Source organism: Trichocoleus sp. DQ-A3, assembly GCF_039961975.1.
Classification (GTDB): domain Bacteria; phylum Cyanobacteriota; class Cyanobacteriia; order Cyanobacteriales; family FACHB-T130; genus FACHB-T130.
In genome coordinates this window covers 208,651-228,024 of the sequence record NZ_JAMPKC010000007.1, presented here as the reverse complement: position 1 = coordinate 228,024, position 19,374 = coordinate 208,651, and the positions used below count along the sequence as shown (strand labels likewise).

General features: G+C 44.3%; 13 protein-coding genes and 1 pseudogene. 8 read left to right on the top strand and 6 right to left on the bottom strand.

All coding sequences use genetic code 11. From position 1 onward, the window contains the following. From NDI44_RS14210 to NDI44_RS14195, 4 genes and pseudogenes are all read right to left on the bottom strand, one after another. Nucleotides 1-87, bottom strand: a pseudogene (locus NDI44_RS14210) (IS630 family transposase); the annotation flags it as partial. Nucleotides 88-333: 246 nt separating this feature from the next. Then, nucleotides 334-1,902, bottom strand: coding sequence for a response regulator (locus NDI44_RS14205; RefSeq protein WP_190410424.1), 1,569 nt, complete (start codon nt 1,900-1,902; stop codon nt 334-336). Next, the gene (locus NDI44_RS14200) at nt 1,902-7,916 is read right to left on the bottom strand and encodes a hybrid sensor histidine kinase/response regulator (RefSeq protein ID WP_190410423.1); all 6,015 of its coding nucleotides are present in this window, start codon (nt 7,914-7,916) and stop codon (nt 1,902-1,904) included. The genes NDI44_RS14205 and NDI44_RS14200 overlap by 1 nt, the downstream gene beginning before the upstream one ends. A 334-nt stretch (nt 7,917-8,250) precedes the next feature. Beyond that, complete coding sequence (locus NDI44_RS14195) at nt 8,251-9,690, bottom strand: NCS2 family permease (RefSeq protein WP_190410441.1); 1,440 nt, start codon at nt 9,688-9,690, stop codon at nt 8,251-8,253. A gap of 105 nt (nt 9,691-9,795) precedes the next feature. Between NDI44_RS14195 and NDI44_RS14190 the strand changes: the two genes are divergently transcribed. After that, nucleotides 9,796-11,406, top strand: coding sequence for a phospholipid carrier-dependent glycosyltransferase (locus tag NDI44_RS14190; protein ID WP_190410422.1), 1,611 nt, complete (start codon nt 9,796-9,798; stop codon nt 11,404-11,406). Nucleotides 11,407-11,501: 95 nt separating this feature from the next. Here NDI44_RS14190 and trmB read toward each other — a convergent pair whose 3' ends face one another. After that, a complete protein-coding gene (trmB, locus tag NDI44_RS14185) occupies nt 11,502-12,137 on the bottom strand; it encodes a tRNA (guanosine(46)-N7)-methyltransferase TrmB (protein ID WP_190410421.1) in 636 nt (211 codons plus the stop codon). Nucleotides 12,138-12,421: 284 nt separating this feature from the next. On the opposite strand from trmB, the gene NDI44_RS14180 reads away from it, so the two are divergent. The 4 genes from NDI44_RS14180 to NDI44_RS14165 all read left to right on the top strand — a co-directional run bounded on the left by NDI44_RS14180 (nt 12,422) and on the right by NDI44_RS14165 (nt 15,875). Further along, complete coding sequence (locus NDI44_RS14180; RefSeq protein ID WP_190410420.1) at nt 12,422-13,522, top strand: metallophosphoesterase; 1,101 nt, start codon at nt 12,422-12,424, stop codon at nt 13,520-13,522. 141 nt (nt 13,523-13,663) lie between these two features. Then, a complete protein-coding gene (locus NDI44_RS14175) occupies nt 13,664-13,792 on the top strand; it encodes a hypothetical protein (RefSeq protein WP_277877460.1) in 129 nt (42 codons plus the stop codon). 415 nt (nt 13,793-14,207) lie between these two features. Then, nucleotides 14,208-14,963 (top strand): acyltransferase, encoded by a 756-nt coding sequence (locus NDI44_RS14170; RefSeq protein ID WP_190410419.1) that lies wholly within the window; start codon nt 14,208-14,210, stop codon nt 14,961-14,963. A 117-nt stretch (nt 14,964-15,080) separates the two neighbouring features. Further along, a complete protein-coding gene (locus NDI44_RS14165; protein WP_190410440.1) occupies nt 15,081-15,875 on the top strand; it encodes an acyltransferase in 795 nt (264 codons plus the stop codon). A 116-nt stretch (nt 15,876-15,991) separates the two neighbouring features. Here the strand turns inward: NDI44_RS14165 and NDI44_RS14160 are convergent, their stop codons facing one another. Next, the gene (locus NDI44_RS14160; protein ID WP_190410418.1) at nt 15,992-17,242 is read right to left on the bottom strand and encodes an FIST N-terminal domain-containing protein; all 1,251 of its coding nucleotides are present in this window, start codon (nt 17,240-17,242) and stop codon (nt 15,992-15,994) included. 411 nt (nt 17,243-17,653) lie between these two features. On the opposite strand from NDI44_RS14160, the gene NDI44_RS14155 reads away from it, so the two are divergent. From NDI44_RS14155 to NDI44_RS14145, 3 genes are all read left to right on the top strand, one after another. Next, complete coding sequence (locus NDI44_RS14155; protein ID WP_190410417.1) at nt 17,654-17,875, top strand: Calvin cycle protein CP12; 222 nt, start codon at nt 17,654-17,656, stop codon at nt 17,873-17,875. Between the two features lie 457 nt (nt 17,876-18,332). Then, nucleotides 18,333-18,932, top strand: coding sequence for a DUF3177 family protein (locus NDI44_RS14150; RefSeq protein ID WP_190410416.1), 600 nt, complete (start codon nt 18,333-18,335; stop codon nt 18,930-18,932). Nucleotides 18,933-19,024: 92 nt separating this feature from the next. Continuing rightward, complete coding sequence (locus tag NDI44_RS14145; protein WP_190410415.1) at nt 19,025-19,324, top strand: hypothetical protein; 300 nt, start codon at nt 19,025-19,027, stop codon at nt 19,322-19,324. Nucleotides 19,325-19,374: the final 50 nt, after the last annotated feature.

Here is a 19,374-nt window from a genome sequence, read left to right as displayed (position 1 = left end):
CTGTGCGGCTTCACTTTTCTTCATGCCGTCTAACTCGATCGCTTGGATCACCTTCTGACGCAGGTCATAACTATAGGGGTTTGCCATGAGCAGCTTGAATAACTTCAGGACAATAGGTGCTCTCTACTCTACGTCCTAACTATCTTGGCGGTTGCTATACTGCTAGTTTTACTGAAGCCCTAGCGACTGGAAGCCACGCCTAAATAAACTAAGTCCGGCTTGCGGGGACTCATGGAATCATAAGTTTTGAACCGGAGAAGGCAGGTTTTGTCTGTATCGCGGTGGTTTCAACCGCTAAGCCAATCTTAAGTTGACACCTGACGGGTTCTGATATTAGACCGAATTTCCGCTTTCTTCCAAAATGACGCATTGGCAACCTAATTCTGGAGGGCACGAGCGAATTGGAATTTTAATCATGAACTCCGCCCCCTGTCCTGGTGCTGAAATACACGTCATCTGACCACCATGTTTGTTGACTACAATCTGGTAGCTAATCGATAATCCCAAACCCGTACCTCTACCCTCTGCTTTCGTCGTAAAGAAGGGATCGAATAGGCGATCGCGTACTTCCTCTGCTATACCGGGGCCAGTATCCCCAATCCAAATTGTCACAAACTCATTGTCCGTTACTTCGGTGCGAATCCGAATCGTACTGCGGCAAAAGAAAATCTCCTCAGGCGATCGCTTTTTGTCATACTCCTCCAAAGCGTCAATTGCATTCGCCAGTAAATTCATAAACACCTGGTTGAGTTGACCCGCATAACACTCCACCAGAGGCAGATTGCCATATTCTTTGACAAGTTGAATACCTGGATGGTTGGCGCTAGGTTTGAACCGACTATGCAAAATCAGCAGCGTGCTATCTAGCCCAGCATGAATATCCACAGGCTTCATTTGGGTTTCATCCATGCGGGAAAAAATCCGCAACGACAAAATAATCTCGCGGATGCGGTCAGATCCAACTTTCATCGAACTCAGCAATTTGGGCAGGTCTTCAATTAAAAATTCTAAATCTATTGCCTCAGCGTGTTCCTTAATTTCAGGTGGCGGTGCAGGAGTGTACTTCATATAGAGGCTCAAGAGGTCGAGCAAATCTTGGCTATAGTGATCGGCGTGAGTGAGATTCCCATAGATGAAGTTAACGGGATTGTTAATTTCATGGGCGACACCCGCTACCAGTTGCCCCAAACTAGACATTTTTTCACTATGAACCAGTTGGCTTTGAGTTTCTTGAAGTTGGCGGAAGGAAAGTTTAAGCTGATGCGCTTGTTCTCGATAGCGTGCTTCTGATTCTTGCAAGGCTGCTTCAGTAGAGATGCGCTCTTGGATCTCCTGTTGCAGATGCTGATTTGATTGGGTCAACAGCTGATTGGATAAAAAAAGTTCAGCCGTCCTTTCTTTTACCCGCCCTTCTAACTCAGATGTAAGTTTTAAAAGTGCTTTCTCTGCCTTAGTTCGCTCTTCAATCTCCTGTTCCAGATGCACATTTTGTTTCTGCAATCTTTTAGTCAGATTTCGCAAGCTTAAATGGATTTTGACTCGGGATAAAACTTCTTCATGTTGAAGCGGCTTAGTAATGTAATCAACCGCCCCAAGATTCAATCCCCGGATTTTATCCACAGTCTCAGAAAGCGCCGTCATAAAAATTACGGGGATGTCTTTCGTTGATTTCTTCGCTTTCAATTGCTGACAAGTTTCAAACCCATCTATACCGGGCATGAGTACGTCCAATAAAATCAGATCGGGCGGGGAATAATCAACCTGAGCAATTGCATCCTCGCCATCCTGCGCTACCAATACTTGAAAGCCTGAATTCACTAAAAAATCGAACAACACTCCTAAATTTGTAGGGTTGTCATCAACGATTAAAATCACCCCATTTTCAATATTTGAAGGATTCATTAATTTTTTCCTACAGCCCTTAAAAACTCGCGGATCTTTTTAACTTGAAAGCTTTTAGCTAATTGACGCAATTCGCCTGAAAAAGGTGCATATTTAATATCTAATTCTTCTAGTTGATCGCTTCGCTCTACAATGCCTTTGAGATCGCCCTTCATTGCTAAATCAAATAAAGCTGCAATTTCCTCTGCTGATGGAGTAGCTAATGAATGCTGATTGCTTCGGTTTTTGGGCTGATAATTTTCTTCTTTATTGTCTTTTTCTAGTTGATTTTCGTTTTCTTCATAAACCCACTCTAGCCCTAAGTGAAGTCGTAACTTTTCTAAAAGCTCTGGTATTCGGATTGGCTTGGGTAAAAAATCATTGCAGCCTGCTTCCTTACTTTTGTTCTGATCGAAATCAAAAACGCTGGCAGAAGTTCCAATCACTATCACATCTTTTAGTTCGGGCGATCGCCTAATACGCCGAGTCGTTTCAAAGCCATTCATTTCAGGCATCATCAAGTCCATTAAGATGCAATCGGGATTAAATTCAGCCGCTTTCTTCAGGCAGTCTTTGCCATCTATCGCTTCCAAAATTTCAAACCCTAAAGGCAATAGCATCTTGAGCAAAATTGAGCGATTTTCTCGCTTATCGTCTGCTACGAGGATTTTCCGCTTATAGCCTTTAAATCCTACGATATTTTTTTGATCTTGTTTGACACCTTCAGCATATTGAAAAACTTCAGGCAAATCTAAATCAAAGAAGAAAATACTGCCTTTTCCTAAAATACTTTGGACTTGAATTTCGCCACCCATCATCTGAACTAATTGGCGGGTAATTGCCAATCCTAATCCGGTTCCCTCAGATTTGCGATGGTTTTCTCCCACCTGCTGAAACGGCAAAAATATCTCTTCTAATTGCTCTGGTGCCATGCCAATTCCTGAATCTTCCACATGGAACCGGATTTTGCCTTTGTAATAGCCGACTTTAAAAGCCACGCCTCCAGTTTCAGTAAATTTGACAGCATTGCCGAGTAAGTTTAGCAAAGCTTGCCGCAATCGTTTCTCGTCAGCCCTAACACCTGTGGGAAGTTGAGTAATCTGCTCGTAAATTAAAGAAATGCCTTTTTGTTCGGCACGGATGTTACAGATTTCGGCAATGCCTTCTAGAAACTCTGGAAAATGAAAATCTGTTGGGTGAAGTTCCATTTTCCTGGCTTCAATTTTGGAAAGGTCTAAAATGTCATTAATCAGGTTTAGCAGATGGTCGCCGCACTGGTGAATAATACCTAAACCATCTTTTTGTAAATCAGTTAAACTTTTGTCTCGCTTGAGGATTTGGGCATAACCTAAAATGCCATTGAGCGGTGTCCGCAATTCATGGCTCATATTTGCGAGAAAATCACTCTTAGCACGGTTGGCTGATTGAGCAATTTCCTGGGCTTTTTGCAAATGGACATTTTTTTCTTGTAACTCCAGGGTTCGCTCTTCTACTTTCGCTTCCAGAGTACGACTGTATTCTTCTAATTGTTGGTTGGCAGATTCTAAGTGGGCATAGAGTCGTGCATTCTCTAGAGCGATCGCAGCCTGTCCCGATAACATCCGCAACACTTCTACCCGCTTCGGTGTAAAAGCGCCAGCAATCAAGTTGTTTTCAAGGTACAGGATGGCACTTAACTTACCTTGAGATAGAATAGGCGCACACAAAATAGATTTTGGTTTTTGTTCGGTAATGTAGGAGTCGGTGTTAAAAATTTCCTCGTGGATAGCATCGTTTAAAACGACATCTTTCTGAGTTCTGGAGACGTAATTAAGTACCGAGACAGGCAACTGCCCAGATGTTGATACTGGTACAGATTGCAGCACTTGGACTTCATCTTTAGCCCCTGCCGCTTCTATAACCAGTTGACCCTCTTTTGATAGGATAAGCAAGCCAGTTTCAGCGCCTGCATTTTCTATCAAAATCTTCATTAACTTGTTGAGCAAGTTAGACAGAACAATTTCGCCAGAAATGGCGGCAGATGCTTTCATTACAGTTGCCAAGTCTAGCAACCCTGTTTGATTGCCTGTAGTAGTTAACGAGGCAATGGTCATCGTATGAACGAAAGGGGTTTCGGTGGCAACAGGCGATCGCGCTATTAATGAGGGGTATTTTTCTTCTAGATGTTTGACTTTAGCTAAAGCACCCCAGCGCATATAGGCATAATAAGCATCGGTCATGTAGGTTTGGGCAATCTTTTCTTTACCCCATGACAAATAGAATTTAGCTGCGAGTTCGTGAGCCAATGCTTCTTCGTTGATATATTCGTTTTCTTGGGCGAGGGTAATAGCCTTGTCGTACATCTCTATCGCCTCGACTTTTTCTCCTAGAACCTGATGCCGTTCTCCCTCTACTAAATAGAATTTGTGCAGATGATTCATTGGGGCATGATGCGCCCATTTTTGCATTTTTTCTTGATTACTTTGTACGCGAACGAGGATTTCCTGTTGCTCTGACTTTGAGCGTTCGACATACACTGCTAGCCGTACTAAAGAATCGTAAAAATGGAAAATAGGAACAGGGGGCAATCCTACCAATCCATCTAAATATTTCTCTGCTATGGCTATATTTTCAATTGCTTCTGAGTAATTTTCAAACCAGTAACTAAGTAAAAGTTTGTTCCAATATATGTAAGCAACTCCCGCTTTGTCATTTGCTTGCTCGTGCAATAACAACCTGATCTGCTCATCGCAGGCTTCACCCTTGAGAAGGCTAGGATTTTCACTTTTTCCGAGTAGATTTAAAACGGCCTGCCAATAGGTCTCTATATAGTGAAGTGCTGTTTTTTGATTGATTTTATGAACAGCATCTCTGTAAGTAGCCATCTCTCTTTCAAGGATAGCCAGTTCTTTGCCCCTAAAGTAAGCGAAATAGGAGTACTGCATTAGACCATAGCTTGCATATTCTAAATCTCCCGTCTCCATTCCGCTAACGTAAGCTGACACTAAAGGCTCTAAGCTTTCTCTCAGATGCTCTTTCCAAGGTCGGATAAATGAATTTACTACGACAACTGTCTTGGCTTTAATTTCTTGAGCATTTAACTTGGACATTAGACTTAAAGCCAATTGACCAAACTGATAGCCTGAATCCATATCTCCGACAACTCCGCAAAGCAGAAGACCATAATTGGCATAAGCAAACGGAGACACGGAAGCATTGCCATATTGGACTGATAAATCTACTTGTTTGCACAATGTCAAGGGCAACAGTTCTGGGGTTGCAATATATGCAGGAGAAAAGATACTTGACATAAGTTTTATGGCTGCTAGTTTATAGGGGTCGTTCATGTGAGGTAGCTCAATTAAATCCTCAATTCGCTTCCCGTTCAAAATTGATGCAGTTTCCGCCAATGCTTGCTCAATATCTGATGGATTGGGCTGAGCGGGAAACTCCACCCCTAACAGCTTTAAAACTTCTAATGCTGTATTAACTGCTTCTAGTAGCTTGTTCTGCGATACATAAGCTTGAATCTGGACTTCATATACTTTAATTTTGTCTAGCAGCATTTTGGCGCAGTTTTGTATGCTCTCAATTAACCTCTGCATTCCTTCAAAATCACCGCTCAGAAAACCTGCCTCTGCTGCTTCCTCATGCAGTGCTAATGTCAGTTCATATTGACTGTTCCAGCTATCTCTCGCCAGAAGAAATAAACCCACCTGTAAATATTTGACGGCGGAATCGTTCGCGGTTGCTGCTTTGGCTCTCTGACCAGCGATAAGATTGAGTTGAGCTAGTTCGTATTTTTCTGACTCAGAATGGAGTAAGTCAGTCCCGTAATTAAGTTGATTAACCAGCGCAAAAATATTTTCTTTTTGTTCTTCCGGCGTCGTGCTTTGTAGTAGTAATTGACCAATTGTTAGATGAGTCTGTTTTTTCTGCTCATCAGGAATCAAAGAATAAGCGGCTTGCTGTACGCGGTCATGTAAAAACTTGTAGTCAACCTTGAGGTCAGTTAAGGTAATACCGCCCGATTCTTCCTGGCTAAATACGAGGGGAATTTTGTATTCATTGCTCAAGGGCAAAATTAAACCTGCCTGAAGTGCTGACCACAATTGTGTGGCAGTAACTAAGGAGGATTCTTCATTGACAACACTCAAAACTTCTAAATTAAAAGTGTTGCCAATACAAGCTGCCAATTTTAATACTTTCTGCGTCTCATCCGACAGTTTCTGAATATTTCTAGCAATCAACTCGACGACATTATAATCGGTGATACCAATCGCTTGAATTTGCTCAAGATTCCATTGCCACTCTCCTAAGTGCAAGTTATAAACCAGCAAATCTTCCTGGTAAAGTGTTTTGAGAAGTTGAGTTAAGAAGAAAGGGTTTCCCTGAGTTTTGCTAAAAAGTAACTCCGCTAGCAGTTTTGCTTGAACCGATTCATTTAAAGTATCGGCGATTAATTCTTCAACATTCAGCAGTTGTAAAGGTTGAAGTACAATATCATTCACTGTCGTACCCATTTCTCTTATCTTGTCAATCGTTTGAAATGTCGGATGCGTGGGAAAAACTTCGTTATCTCGATACGCTCCAATTAGCAATAAATACTGGCTATCAGTATTGATCATCAGCAGTTCAATTAATTTAAGCGATGCCGAATCCGCCCACTGCAAGTCATCTAGAAAAACAACTAGTGGATGTTCTTTAGTTGTAAATACGCTAATAAATTGTTTAAATACTCGGCTGAAACGGTTTTGCGATTCAGTTGCTCCAAGTTCCGGAATGTGCGGCTGTTTGCCGATAATCAGTTCGATTTCGGGAATCACGTCTGTAATGACTTGCCCGTTAACGCCTAAAGCAACTAAGAGTTCCTCTTTCCAAATTTGGATTTCTGCTTCGCCCTCAGTTAGCAGTTGCAGAATTAAGGATTGGAATGCTTGAATCAGGGAAGCATAAGGAATATTGCGCTTAAACTGGTCAAATTTTCCGGTAATAAAATATCCCCGTTGTCGAACAATGGGTTTGTGAACTTCATTAACTAAAACAGTTTTGCCAATGCCGGAATAACCAGAAACAAGCATCATTTCCCCAGTACCATCGGAGACGCGCTCAAAGGTATTTAACAGGGTAGTAACTTCCGCCTCACGACCATAAAGCTTTTGAGGAATCAGTAGTTGACCTGCCTTGTCAGCACTGCCGGAAATAAAGTCAGAAATCGTTCCGGTAGTCTGTAGCTTCATTAGACAGATTTCTAGGTCAAACTTTAAGCCATCTGCACTTTGATAGCGGTCTTCAGCATTTTTAGCTAACAATTTCATTACAATATTGGAAATTGCCTCTGGAATTTCCGTATTTAGTTGATGAGGTGGAAGTGGCATTTTGGCGATATGGCTGTGTACCAATTCCAGAGGCTCGCTAGCATTAAAAGGCAATTCACCTGTGAGTATTTCATAAAAGGTGACACCTAGAGAATAGAAGTCGGTGCGGTAGTCAAGCGACCGATTCATTCTCCCGGTTTGTTCCGGTGACATATAGGCGAGAGTACCTTCAAGTAAGGCGGGGTTGCCAAGGGTTTGGTTTTCTCTTTCTAGACGAGAAGCAATGCTAAAGTCGATTATTTTAACTTGCTTTGTCTCTGGATTAATGATGATATTTTGAGGTTTAATATCTTTATGAATAATTTGGGCTAAATGCAGTTGAGCAAGTGTGGATGCTAGCTGAATGGCTATGTTTAAAAATTCGCTTAAGTCTAAAGAGCGATCGCTAATATAATTTTTTAGCGAGATTGCCCCAAAATCTGACAAGATAAGTGCTAGACCATTCTGATAGTTTTCTAAAGCTAGGGGCTTGACAACTCCTTCTATATCTACTAGCGTTTCTAAAATTTTATATTCATGTTTTAGCCGGGTCAGCTCTTCTAAGGTGGGATACTCGGCTTTGATCGCTTTAACGATCGTTGGTGTTTTATCCAACTTCCTAGAAGCACGATAAATAACGGTATCGGTGCCTTCATGTAGGGCTTCAACGAGTTCGTAACCGGGAAGGGGAAGAATCATTTTTATAAGAGTGTGGGTAGCGTTAATTGGGAATAAATTTATGGGAATCCCTAAAAATAAGGATAATTCGCCAGTCGATTTATCGTTCCCAAACCCCCCTACAAATTCTCGAATCCTAAATAAAGCTCAATATTCAGACATACAAGTTAGTATTTCCACACTACCCAGCTTGATGACGCAAGGGATTGGATAAGATGAACCATAAAGCTACTCAGACATTCAGGAAACACGAAGTTCTTCATCTTGGTGTCTGAGTGCCTTTGTGGTTTAAAAAAGCAATTTTTTGGCAAAAGGATTTAGAAATGGAGTTTCTGCTCGCTTCTAAGTCGTTACTTTACGTAGCAGAGTTTACCGCCATAAATACAAATCTCAGTACAAATACTCCAGCTAAAATCCACACAGCTAAACTGACTTCGTGCGCTTTTCCTTGAAATGTTTTTACCAGTGGATAAGTCATAAAACCAATTGATAAACCTTCGGCAATTGAGTAAGTCAAAGGCATCAGGAGAATCGTCAAAAAAGAGGGAATTGATTCGGCAGGATCGTCCCAACGAATTAGACGGACATTTCCTGCCATCAAGACGCCAACAACGAGCAGTGCAGGTGCTGTAGCAAAGGCGGGAATTGCTGCCAACAAAGGGATAAAAAATATTGACAGAGTAAATAAGGCGGCGACGACAACGGCAGTAAACCCGGTGCGTCCCCCTTCCGAGACGCCAGCGGCTGACTCGATATAGGTTGTGACGGTGGAAGTTCCCAGAATTGCCCCCACAGTGGTTCCCACGGCGTCTGCCATCAGCGCTTCACTCGCGCGGGGCAGTTCCCCATTTTCATCAATGTAGCCTGCCTGGATGCCAACACCGGCGAGAGTGCCGATGGTGTCGAAGAGATCGATGAACAGAAAGACAAAGGTGACAGCGATCAAATTCCAGATGTTGGTTTGGTTAATCTGACTCAACCCCTGAAAAGCTTGACCGAGCAAAGCTCCTGGCCACTGGGGAAGTGCGATAATTCCAGAGGGCGGGGGTGTAATGCGAAGAATCCATCCCAACAAGGCAGTCGCGAGAATTCCCCATAATAGCGCTCCTTTGACACGGCGAGCGACAAAAGCAAAGGTGATGAGAATCCCCGCGATCGCTACCAGTGTTTGCGGCTGTTGCAAGTTTCCCAAGGCGGTTTTCGTGACGGGGTTCGCCACAATAATCCCCGCACCCCCCGTTTTCGGATCGCCAGCCAAGCCAATATAAGCGATAAATAAACCAATTCCCGCCGCTGTCGCTTGTTTGAGGCATTCAGGAATGGCGCGGATAATTTGGCTGCGAATACTTGATAGGGTCAAAGCAATGAAAATTAGCCCCTCGATCAAAACGGCGCTGAGGGCAACTCGCCAATCAATTTTCAGTGCCAAAACGACAGAAAAGGCAAAAAAGGCATTGAGTCCCATTCCCGGTGCCAAGGCAAACGGATAATTAGCCGTTAATCCCATCATCAAGGTCGCAATGGCGCTGGAAATCGCGGTTGCGATCGCCAACTCCCCAAATAAATCCTGGGGTTGTTCCAGAAAAATGGCATTTGACAAAATTCCCGGATTGACTGCCAAAATATATGCCATTGTCATAAACGTGGTCACGCCTGCCAACACTTCGGTGCGAAAGTTGGTGTGGAATTCCTCAAATTTAAAAAATCGAGCGATCGCACCCTGCCACCCGGTCGGCGGGGGCGAAGATCCTTGACTGGCAACGACTTCAGTTTTGCTCAACTCATCCTTGTTCATTTTTTTGTCTGACACGCACTCTACTCAGAGTAAAGTTTTATTGAGAAATTTTTGGGATGATGCTACACAGTTTGGAAATGCCTTGAAGCGTTTGAGCAGGTTTTTATGTTCTTGTTTAACAAACGTTCTATCAGCCAACGGTGGTTCTGGATTGGAATGGCTGGCGTATTCTTGGTTTCGCTTGCCCTGCGTTTTTGGGGGCTGGAACGATTTAATACTTTAGTGTTTGATGAAGTTTACTATGCGAAGTTTGCCAACAACTATTTAACCCGGACTCCCTTTTTTGATGGGCATCCCCCTTTGAGCAAGTACATCATCGCCGTGGGGATGTGGATAGGCGATCGCTTACCCTTCGGGAAAGATACGATGAACGGGCTGACGGGTTCTCTGCATTCGCCTTGGAGTTACCGTTGGCTAAATGCGCTGACTGGCTCATTTATTCCCTTAGTGCTAGGGGGAATTGCCTATCAACTCACTTATCGGCGCAGCTATGCGTTAATCGCTGCTATCTTTGCTGCCGCTGATGGTTTATTTCTGGTAGAGTCACGCTATGCCCTGAATAACGTTTATCTGGTTATTTTTGGACTGCTAGGGCAGTGGTTTTTCTTATTAAGTCTCGCGAATCAAGCGATGCGACGCTGGTTTTGGCTAGCGCTAGCCGGTATTTTTTTCGGGGCGTCAGTGGCTATCAAGTGGAATGGCTTGTGGTTTCTGTTAGGTGCCTACTTTATGTGGGGTTTTGCCTGGGCGATGCAATGGGTGCAACAGGCATCCGACAAAGCGAGCAAAAAAACCGGAGAACCTGGGAGTCAAGGATCGGAGGAGCAGAGGCGATTTTTTCCTGATTCCTCAGTCCTGACTCCTGACTCCTCAGTCCTCAGCCCTCAGTCCTCAGTCCTAAATCCTAGCTCCTCAGCCCTGACTCTGACCCCGTTACAAAACCTGACGCAGCTAAATTTACTGCACATATTAGTGAATTTAGCAATCATCCCATTCCTTTTTTACGCCGTTATTTGGATTCCTCACATTCAACTCAACCCAGAATTTGGATTTTGGGAGGTGCAAAGGCAAATTCTGGCATACCATCAACGAGTGGGTGATGGGCCGAAAATTCATCCTTACTGCTCCAGATGGTATACCTGGCTGTTGATGCTGCGCCCGGTGGCGTACTTTTACCAAACGGCTCAAAATACGAATACGGCGGTACCCGCACTTCCGCCTTTACCGAAAGGGGTGGGTAACGTGATTTACGATGTCCACGCGATGGGAAATCCAGTGCTGTGGATTCTTTCAACGGCGGCAATTTTACTGCTGCTGTTTTTGCTAGCTCAATACTTCTTGACTGGGAAAGGGTGGAAATTTACTCCAAGCGTTTCAACTTGGATTGCCTTGTACTTGGTTCTAAACTGGTTGGCGAATGTGCTGCCTTGGGTGCGGGTAACTCGCTGCACGTTTTTGTACCATTACATGGGAGCGTCTGTGTTTGCGGGGTTGGCGCTTGCCTGGATTGTTGATAGGTGGCTGCAAAGTCCGGCGCGTGAATTAAGAGCGATCGCGCTGACGGTAATTTTTGCGATCTTGGCAGCTTTTGTGTTCTGGATGCCAATCTATTTAGGTTTGCCCTTATCCCCCAGAGATTATCAAATCTTGATACCGCGTTTCAATGTTCGGTCTGTGCCGCCTTGGTTGCGCCAGTGGGTGCCGAATTGGATTTAGGAAAGTTTTGCGGGTTGAGGGTTGAGTGATGAGTTTTGAAAATTTCCTCATTTTCTCGCCATTAATCTCATCATTAAAAACTCAACCCTCAAAATTCAACTCCTGATAAATAAAGCGCGATAAACGGGTTCGCCGCGAGAAAGGGTACTGATTTCGCGCTCAGTTGGCACTGGCAGGGGATTTGTGTCTAACCAGTCATCGCCTCCCTGTCTTTGAAAGGCTGGGGAACAGGAGAAGCGATCGCGCATTTCCACTGCGATCGCCTCAACATCTGACTGAACACAAACTACTCCTCCACTAACCAGGTACTTTGCCAAAACTTCGAGCATTTCTGGCTGCACCACGCGGCGTTTGGCGTGTCGATTTTTAAACCACGGATCGGGAAATTGAATGGTGACGCGCTGCAAGGTGCCGACTGGCAAGGAACTCAAAATAGGATTTAATGAGTTATTGGCATTACAAAATAAGTAGTAAAGATTTTCTAATTGCGCCTGCTGTCTCCATTCATTGGCTTCTTCTACCAACGTTTCTCGAATTTCTAAACCCAGATAATTCCAATCGGGTTCTACAGTCGCCATTTTCAATAAAAACCGCCCCTTAGCGCAACCAATATCTAAATGCAGCGGCTTTGTCGGATCGGCATAAATATTCTGCCAGTCGGGAGGATTTACCGGCGTTTGATACTTGGCGGAAAGTGGATTAACGTGTTGGCGAACTCGGACGGGTGACAATATGAAACTCCTTTTTTGGATGTTAGCGATTTAGTAACTAATATTATTCAACACAAAGTTTTTCCCTCTCCCTAACTCTCTCCTACAAGGAGAAGAAACAGGCATATTTTAGCCTCCAGAGCGCATTTCGCCTCCCTTTCCTGGTAGGGAAGGAGGTTGAGGGTTAGGTTTTGATGCGAACTTGGCGCACTAACTGCTTCGCGTGCGGAAGAGAATGTACCAAAGGTTATGATCGACGGGGATCGCTATTATCACATTCCCTCATCCATTTTTGCGTTGGCGCTATGAGTCTCAATTTTCGTTTTGCTGTCATCAGCGACTTACACATTGCACTTCCTGACACGATTACGGATCATCCCAGCCGTTTTCACATGGTAGAAGTCAGCATCCCAGCATTGGAGATTGTACTGAGACATCTGGAACAACTCAACTTAGATTTTCTGTTGATACCGGGAGACTTAACGCAGGATGGGGAACCAGAAAATCATGCTTGGCTGCAAAAACGCCTCTTGAAGCTCCCTTTCCCCGTCTACGTGGTGCCGGGGAATCATGATGTACCCAGTTTACTCCCTACTGATAGCGCCATTGGACTCCAAGAGTTTCCCCGCTATTACCAACAGTTTGGCTACGAGCATCCGGAGCAACTGTATTACACGACTCAAATTCTACCCGGAGTGCGTTTAATTGGGCTGAATTCCAATAATTTTAGCGATCGCGGGAAACAGATAGGGCGTTTGGATGATGCTCAGTTGGCATGGCTGCAACAACATCTCAAAGAGATTAATGATGAGTTAGTGATGGTGATGGTGCATCACAACGTCGTCGAGCATCTACCCGGACAATCCACCCACCAGCTAGGGCGTCGGTATATGTTAGAGAATGCGCCAGTGCTGCTGCAAATGCTCCGCGAGGCGGGGGTAAATCTAATTTTTACAGGGCATTTGCATATTCAGGATATTGCTCGCGATCGCGGTGTTTATGAAATCACGACAGGTTCTCTGGTTAGCTATCCTCATCCCTACCGGAGCTTGAACTTCCGCACCGATAACCAAGGCAAAAAATCCTTGCAGATTGAGTCGCATCGGGTGGAATCTGTCCCCCATTTCCCAACGCTGCCACAATTCTCACGAGATTGGATGGGCGATCGCTCACTTCCCTTCATGCTCAAGTTGCTGACTGAGCCACCCTTAAATATCCCGATGACAGAGGCAGAGGGACTCGCCTCCAATTTACGCTATTTCTGGGCAGATGTTGCCAAGGGGGATGCTTTATTTGATTTCTCCCACTTCCCCCCAGTCGCAAAGCGTTATTTCGAGTCATTTGGCGCGATCGCTCCCGATGGCACCCCCGCCCTCATTGACAATTACACAACTTTATCTCTATAACCTAATTCATCAGCTCTTTGATCTATCTTTAGTAAGATGCTGTTAAATCTTTACCTTCAGTAAAGTGTCTCTAAAGTGCCATAGCATTGCTTAAGCTCACTTTCAGTCTAGATACAAGTCTCTAAATCCACGCTCTACATCGTGACCTTAGTAGTAGACCAACGAAACTGGATAGAAGAAAGTCGTCATAGCCATCGCGGAAGTGCCATGTTGTTTGCACCGATGGTGGAATTTAATGTGATGGCTGAAGTTGGAGATACTCCTCCTTAGTTAAGGCGGTTTAGAGGCGAAGCCAGACGATTAGGCGATCGCAGTGAAAAGAAACTAAGCTAGTTTCCTAAAATTTTTAGGATTTTGGCAAGCATAGGTAAAAATTTTGCTTGCTCATAGTAACTATCTTTAAAGCCTATAGCTTAGGCTTCTAAGCTTCCTTGGGTTTGGAGGCATTGAAACTAACACGAGTAAGAGTCTGTTGTATCGAGCAGGTATTACTTTTGAAATGGCTGTAAGTTAACAACAACTCCAGCTTTTTTGGAGAATCTTGCCTCTAATCGTTGCCTTAGGTTGATGGCTTGAAGTCAAAGACAAGCTTGCTGAAGCTGTACTGATTTCGCTCAAGAGATAGTTACTCCTACAAATCATCAAATGTTAGTTTTCCTTAGGATGATTTTGGAGTGCATTTGCCATGACTAATAACATAAGTGCGGAAAAATCCCAACCTTTATCACAAAAATATTTAGAACCTTCCCGATGGTCGCGGATGAACGAATTCCTCTTAATTACCTTAATAGGAGGAATTCGGCGACCGTTGGGTACGATGCTGCGAAGACTACTCTACCCAACAATTTTAGGTCGGGTAGGTAAAGCTCTATACATTCAAAGTGGAGTTGAATTGTTGAATGCTTCTTCTATTGAAGTTGGAGACAATGTCAAAATTCTTCGAGACGTTCGCCTAAACGCTAGCGGCGAAAACAGTAAGATTTCTCTGGGAGATTTAGTATGCCTCGATCGAGGCGTTGATATTAATGTTACCGAACGAGGTAACTGCAATATTGTAATTGGGGAACGAACGCATATTTCTCCCTACACCTGTTTAGGTGGCCCAGGTCATATCAAAATTGGCAAATTCTGTTTAATCGCATCACACGTAGGAATTTATGCCAACAATCATAACTTTGCAGATCCTACAGTTTATATCTGGAAGCAAGGTATCACTTGCAAAGGAATTGTGATTGAAGATGACTGTTGGCTAGGCAGTGGAGTCAAAGTCCTCGATGGAGTCACCATTGGGAAGGGAAGCGTCATCGGCGCAGGCGCAGTTGTAACCAAAGATATTCCCCCTTACTCAGTTGCCGTTGGTGTCCCTGCTAGGGTTATTTCTCAGCGAAATAGCGTTTGCGAACGCGAAATAAAACAGGGAATTTTAGTTGCAGAATCTTAACAATTGAATAGAGAAGGCTATTTTAAATAGCCTTCCTGCTGCTGAGCAAAAACTCAATTCCTGTTACAGAGCGCTTGATATCTGTTATTACCCAAATCAGATTTGACAGAAACAGCAATGGACATTCAAAATTACCGTTATCCTTCCCAATGGAACCGTCAGAAAGAATCTTTATTCATTACATTTTTTGGGTGGTTCCCCTTATCAATCGGTTTAAAACTGCGAAACTTTTTTTACCGGAGTATTTTAGGACGCATAGGTACGTCTGTTTTGATTCAACCAGGTGTTGAGTTTATTCGCGCTTGTTGTATTGAAATTGGAGATAAAGTTAAAATTTTTCGGGGAACTCTCTTAGAAAGCGGCGACCAGAATAGTCGAATTTATCTTGAAGAGGAGGTGTCCCTAGGCAGAAATATTTATTTATATGCTGGTGGTCAAAACAGTAAAATTTGTCTGAAAAAGCGGGTTAGGCTCGACCGTGGTGTTGATATCAAAGTTATGCCCGGAGGTTGTATTGAAATTGGAAACAATACGTATGTTGGTCCATACACTTGTTTATCTGGCAGTCAAATCAAAGTTGGCAAAGACTGTTTAATTTCCTCGCATACCACCATTTATGCTAGCAATCATAACTTTGCCGATGCCACAAGTCCGATTGTCAGCCAAGGTGATACCTGCAAGGGAATTGTGATTGAAGATGATTGTTGGCTGGGAAGCAAAGTAACCGTCGTGGATGGAGTCACGATTGGGAAGGGTAGTGTCATCGGTGCAGGCGCAGTCGTAACTAAAGATATTCCTCCTTATTCGGTTGCTGTAGGTGTACCGGCTAAGGTTGTTTCCAAACGCAATGGTACGGCTGAGAATTTAGTAAAAGTTGGGGGTCTTAAACTTACCGATTCCAGCAACATTTAATCTAACTGTGCCGGAATTGTGAAACAAATAGTTTGGGAACTGGTAATCGGTAATTGTTTTTTCAGGAATTACCTGTTCCCCGTCTTGAGGTATAAAGTTTCCAAACTGTAATCAATTTATTTTTGGCGACAAATACCAAAGACTGAAGTGTATCCATGCAGGAAGGTACTTCCTCCTACAGGGCCAATTTCACCATTACAGAAGAAACCCGCCAGGGGGATGTCTTTTAGATAGCGACGAAATAGCTCGGAGTCAAAGTTAGGCTGCCCATAAAGCCCTTCTCCTCGCCCCAGGCAGGAGAACATCAAAGCACCGGCAGATGGAGAATCGTTAGGTGCCTGTTTTTGATAGCGCTGGAGGAGGAGTTCTAAGTCTTCTGCGGAGGTTAGGGCGTCTCGGAGGTGGAATTGGATGCGCTGACCGGGGCGGACGCGATCGCCAATTGCGATCGCCCCCACTCTAGGATCTACGCCCAGTAAGTTGCGAATCAAAAAATCTCCCGGCTCCAGGTTTAACTTAAATTCGTCCCGCACTAAGCCTACAAACAGCGAATGCTGTGCTAACTGTCGGTCTGCCTCGCTCAAATTCTCGATTAAATCCTGTAAGATTTCCAGAGGCGTCCCAGACTTTCCGACACAGTCATTCACATCGGCACTATCCTCTTGGGGAGCCAGTTCCAGAAGAATATTCCGTTCTCCTTTCGTGATTCGATAAGGCTTCCCAATCGGGCGACAGCCCTGTGCCACAATTGTTTCCAGTACAATATTGCCACTTAAAGCGACGCCAACCGTTCCTTCGCGGTAGAGCTGGTAGTTACAAAATAAGCCCGTGTTGTTACCCAAACTGCCAGTGCTAGCCAGTCCCCCCACTTTCACCGAGCCTGGATAAGCAAAATCCAGTCCTTGAAGTAAGTCATTAATCTTGGAAGAGAAAGGATCGGCTAACAAGATGAACTGGGGTTCATCAGCGGGTGATACGCCAATCAGGTCAACCCAATTATCCGGTGAGCTATCCAGGTCAGGCAGAGCATCACTAGAAATCTCAAATGCGCGAACATTGACTCCAGGAAGATGAGCCAAGCTAAGGCTTAATGCGGGTTCTTGTTCGACTTCTTCCACTTCGTCCTGCGAATTCATGCCAATAATGCCGCCGCCACCACAGCCAATCAGCGCTTTGATATTAAGTTGTTCTTGTAACAATGGCATCAGCCGTGAATATTCACTCGCATAGGCAGACGAGATGAACACCAGCCCCAAGTCAGCCGGTGCCTGCAACGCCAGAGTCGTACGTTCAACCACTTCTGCCACTGCCGCTTCTAAAGACGGACGGGTTGATAAGGCGTTCGTCCACTTGATCTGCTTAGCCATAGGGATTACACAAAAATGCGCTTTTGTAAGCCAATGCTCTTGGGCGGATTGGCAGGGTATCAAAGCCTTATCATTACCCTAACACTCGCAAGGCACAGGTTGTAGAGTCCCTTACTTCAACCCTAGGGGAGGAGTTGGCGAGTGGCAGTAGCGCCTTAACATTAGTTAATATGGTGAAGATAACCATAGATTAGCCGGTTAAGTGTATACTGGCACCTCGGTGAGTCAGAAACGACCAAATCTTAAAAGATAAAGATCGATCCTGTTCAGGTGCTGTCACTTGCTGATATGACAAAGAAAGAACGACTGAAAACTTAGAGTCAGCGAGCAGAACACCTGATTGGAGATTACCGATAACGGTCGAAATTCACCAGGTTTCCTGAATTAAAACAAGAAACGGGGACGAGAATTATGAGCAACATCCAAGACCAAATTGAACAAGAGCGCGAGCAAGCCCGGACTGTGTGCGATACAAAGGGCGCAGGTTCCGGTGAGTGTGCGGCTGCCTGGGATGCCGTTGAAGAATTGCAAGCAGAAGCATCCCATCAGCGGGAAACCAAGCCGAAGAATTCTCTAGAGCGGTATTGTGACGCTAATCCAGGAGCCGATGAGTGCCGGGTCTACGAAGAATAAACTTAATTCAGTGCTAAATGCCGCCAGTCCAAGCTGGTTTTCGCTGCACGAATTCACCGGATAAATTTCTGGCACTTACAAGCAACAAGAACCTGATTGAAGTCGTTCGAGTTGCTTGTTTTTTCGTTTTGCGTAGCTATCTATACCGATATTTGTTTTGATGCGACAGATGCGATCGCTCTGAAGCGGCTTCTCGCGTAAGCCAAAAAAGTAGCGCAGGGGTTTCCCTGCCCCTACTGAGCAATCGGGAAATGAATCTAAGCTCCCTGCCCCCACAAGTGAAAAAGAAGCAGTTTTGGAGCGGGAAAGTAAAGATAAGGGAAAGAGAAAAAATTCCCTTTCCTCAAGTGTAGGGAGCTGTTGCAGGCAATTAGAGCAACGAGATTCGTTGAGTGGCAGTTGCACCTAGACAGTTAAAATGAGTGGGTAAAATTCCCCTTTCTGCCATACACAGCCAATGGACAATGACAACCTCTGGTTTCGACCGTTAGTTTGGATGGACTACCGACTAGCGCTACTATTTACCGTTATCATTCCGCTGATTCTGCTGATCTGGGCTTTTATCCAGAAAGCCGATGCAATGGTGCGCTTGTTAATCATCTACTGGCGGGTTTCTAGTCTACTGGCGATTACAATTTACTTGATGATTGCTGGATGGCCTATTTCCTACGTGTCGTCTTTCTTTGCCCGCCTGTTGATTCCCATATCCCTCTGGTTTTGGGTAGATATCAACGATGAAATTGACGATCAACCACTGCGTCCTCTAAAGCTAGTGCTAACAGCGTGGCGTTGGGCTGTCAGTGTTTATTTAACATTGGGCGCTTTAGCTTTCCTTCCTTTCCTGTCTTGTGCATTTTCCCCAGGAGCAATCCAGAAACCATTTTGTGACGTTTGGTTAGAAGCACCTAGGATGTACAAACAGTATTTCCATCCCAGTTATACACCTCGATTTTTAGGCTTTTTGGCGATGGTGGGATTGGTGATTTATGTACTTTACTTGAGTTATTTTGTCTTGATCCGGCTGGGCAAGGAGGGACGCTCAGCAATGGAACAGTAAAAACAATTAAAAATTAAAAATTAAAAAATCAATATTTTTTAATTTTGGCTTTTTAATTGTTTGTCCTTAACCTTTTACACCCCGCATCAAATATGAGTAATGCTGTTGGGCAGCGTCTAGAGCGATACACCGCCAAGCGCCCTCATGAAGTCCTGGTTGTCACGGCTGAAATTGCTGGAGAAGAAGACAAAATTGCCATCTTTAAAGGATATTCTAGTTCTTTGATGCGCCCAACAGCGTTCGATCCGGATGTGCCGGTGCTACCAGATAAGGCATCGATTATCTCTATTGATAGAGTTCTTTCCCCTTACAATCCCGAAACTCCCCAGTATATAGAGCAAGGATTAACTTGGGAGACAATCCAACCCTTGTTGTTAGAGGCGGGAGTTTAATCGACCAGTTAGTTTAGCTTTGCGAAAGCTAAGGAAGTAGGTAAGAAATA